The organism is Streptomyces sp. NPDC104367, assembly GCF_055583825.1.
Genome location: NZ_JBVJND010000089.1, coordinates 1 through 2,575 on the forward strand (window position 1 = coordinate 1; position 2,575 = coordinate 2,575).

4 protein-coding genes are annotated in these 2,575 nt (G+C 66.8%); all 4 read left to right on the top strand.

From position 1 onward, the window contains the following. On the top strand, positions 1-579 hold a 579-nt coding region (locus ACZ619_RS45755), incomplete at its 5' end, for a substrate-binding domain-containing protein (protein WP_469611983.1). 20 nt (positions 580-599) lie between these two features. Beyond that, positions 600-920 carry an L-rhamnose mutarotase gene (locus tag ACZ619_RS45760; RefSeq protein ID WP_469611984.1) on the top strand — a complete coding sequence of 107 codons (321 nt, stop codon included), beginning with the start codon at positions 600-602 and terminating at the stop codon, positions 918-920. 23 nt (positions 921-943) lie between these two features. Beyond that, entirely contained in the window at positions 944-2,368 is a 1,425-nt protein-coding gene (locus ACZ619_RS45765) for a BNR repeat-containing protein (protein ID WP_469611986.1), read from the top strand. Positions 2,369-2,479: 111 nt separating this feature from the next. Then, positions 2,480-2,575, top strand: a 96-nt coding sequence (locus ACZ619_RS45770; protein ID WP_469611987.1) for a LacI family DNA-binding transcriptional regulator, incomplete at its 3' end; no start/stop codon positions are given.

The window sequence follows — 2,575 nt, forward strand, 5'->3', positions numbered from 1 at the left end:
CGTACCGAGGTCCAGCTCCTGGCCGAGCAGATCGGCTACAAGGGCCAGATCGCGATCCTGTCCGCCGCCCAGACCGCCACGAACCAGAACACCTGGATCGGCTACATGAAGGACGAGCTGAAGGACCCCAAGTACAAGAACGTCAAGCTCGTCAAGATCGCCTACGGCAACGACGACGCCCAGGCCTCCTTCCAGCAGACCCAGGGCCTGCTCCAGCAGTACCCGGACCTCAAGGGCATCATCTCCCCCACCACCGTCGGCATCAAGGCCGCCGCCCAGTACCTCTCCGGCTCCAAGTACAAGGGCAAGGTCAAGCTCACCGGCCTCGGCACCCCCAACGACATGCGCCAGTACGTCAAGAACGGCACCGTCGACGCCTTCGAGCTCTGGGACCCCGCCCAGCTCGGCGACCTCGCCGCCCGCACCGCCGTCGCCCTCGTCTCCGGACAGATCACCGGCAAGGAAGGCGAGACCTTCAAGGCCGGCGACACCACCTACACCATCGGCAAGAACGGCGTCATCAACCTCGGCAAGCCCACCGTCTTCGACAAGAAGAACATCGACCAGTTCAACTTCTAGAACCCACCGGGCGGTACTACATGCAGCGCGTCTGCTTCCTCCTCAAGGTCCGCCAGGACCGCCTCACCGAGTACCGCGAACGCCACGCCGCCGTGTGGCCGGAGATGCGCCAGGCACTCTCCGCCACCGGCTGGCACAACTACACCCTCTTCCTGCGCGACGACGGCCTGCTCGTCGGATACCTGGAGACCGAGGACTTCGACGCCGCACGCGCCGGCATGGAAGCCACCGACGTCAACACCCGCTGGCAGACCGAGATGGGCCCCCTCTTCGAATCCCTCGACGGCACCCGCCCCGACGAGGCCATGAAACCCCTCACCGAAGTGTTCCACCTCGCCTGAACCGTCACCCTCAGGAGCCGCTCGTGAAAAGACGTACCGTCCTCGGCGCCGCCCTCCTCGGAACGGTGGCCGCCCCCGCCCTCGCCGCGGGTACCGCCCGCGCGGCCGACCCCGGACCGTCGGTGACCAAGAGCCAGAGCACCCAACTCGACTCCCAGGCAGTCTTCTTCGTCTCCTACGACGGCCTGGTCAACAACAACTCGTTCCAGAAGAACGGCCTGTTCACGTACAAGGGCTACCAGTACGCCGGCTGGTACACCTCGACCGGGTACGCGGTGATCGGGCGCCGGGTGCTCGGCGGCTCGTCCTGGTCCACCGTCACCCTCTCCCACCAGCTCAAGTCCAGCGACTCGCACAACGTCATCTCGATGGGCGTGTCGAAGACCGACGGCCGGCTGCACATCAACATGGACTCGCACAGCGACGGCTTCTTCTACGTCAAGTCGGTCGCCGGGCTGCTGGACAGCCCCGGCTCCACCTCGTGGACCTCGGCCGTGTTCGGCGCCGTACAGACCTCGCTGGACGGGACGTCGCTGACCTCGCAGTTCACCTACCCGCAGTTCATCGCCACGCCCGAGGGCAGGCTCCAGCTCAGCTACCGTGTCGGGGTCTCCGGGAACGGCCGCAACGCCCTCGCGGAGTACGACGGTTCGGGCTGGACCGCGCTGGGGGAGTGGACGAGTTCCACGGGGACGTACACCAGCTCGCACGGTTCCAGCACCGCCCGGAACATGTACCTGCACGGGATCGACTACGACGTCAACGGGCGGCTGCACGCCTTCTTCACCTGGCGCGAGCAGTCGTCGGCCGTGATGTGCAACAGCGGTGGCATCACCAACCACGACACCGGCTACGTGTACTCCGCGGACCGCGGCCGCACCTGGCTGAACGACGCCGGCACCCTGGTCGCCACCACCGGCAGTTCGGACACGGTCGCCGTCACCGACTCCGGGCTGGTCGTCGACTCGCTCAACCCGGACCACTCCCTGATGAACCAGGAGAGCCAGTGGACGGACTCCGCCGGCCTCCCGCACGCGATCATCAGCTACGTGCCCGGCCGCTTCGGCCAGTGCACCACGGACTACGTCGCCGACCGCACCGCCAACGGCCGTGCCTTCCACGTCCGCAAGAACTCCTCCGGCACCTGGCAGAAGACCGAGATCCCGGTCGCCCTGAACTCCAGCCAGCGCACCAAGCTGCTCCTGGACAAGTACGACAACGCCTACGCGGTGTTCCCGTACGGCAGGATCGCCGGTGCCTCCAAGTCCTCCGGGTACACCGACTGGGCACTGCTGTACGACGGCAGCGACCTGAACGCCTTCGGTGAGGTCGTCATCGACGAACTGCGGGTCAAGGCGGACAACGTGCTGTCGTTCATGTACCAGGAGACGTCGAGCGGCACGACCCCCTCGGCACTCCACGTCGTCGACTTCGCCCTGCCCGCCTGACCCGGTCCGCGGTGCTGGTCATGCCGTAATGTGAAGCCCTTCCCGTCGTGCTCTTCCCGCCCGGCGTGAAGGGTTTCCCGCCGCCCGCGCTTTCCTGGAGGTCTCCGCCCGATGGCCCAGTCGGTGGGTATCAAGGACGTGGCCCGTGCCGCCGGAGTCTCGGTGGGCACGGTGTCGAACGTCATCAACCGTCCGGACACCGTCGCC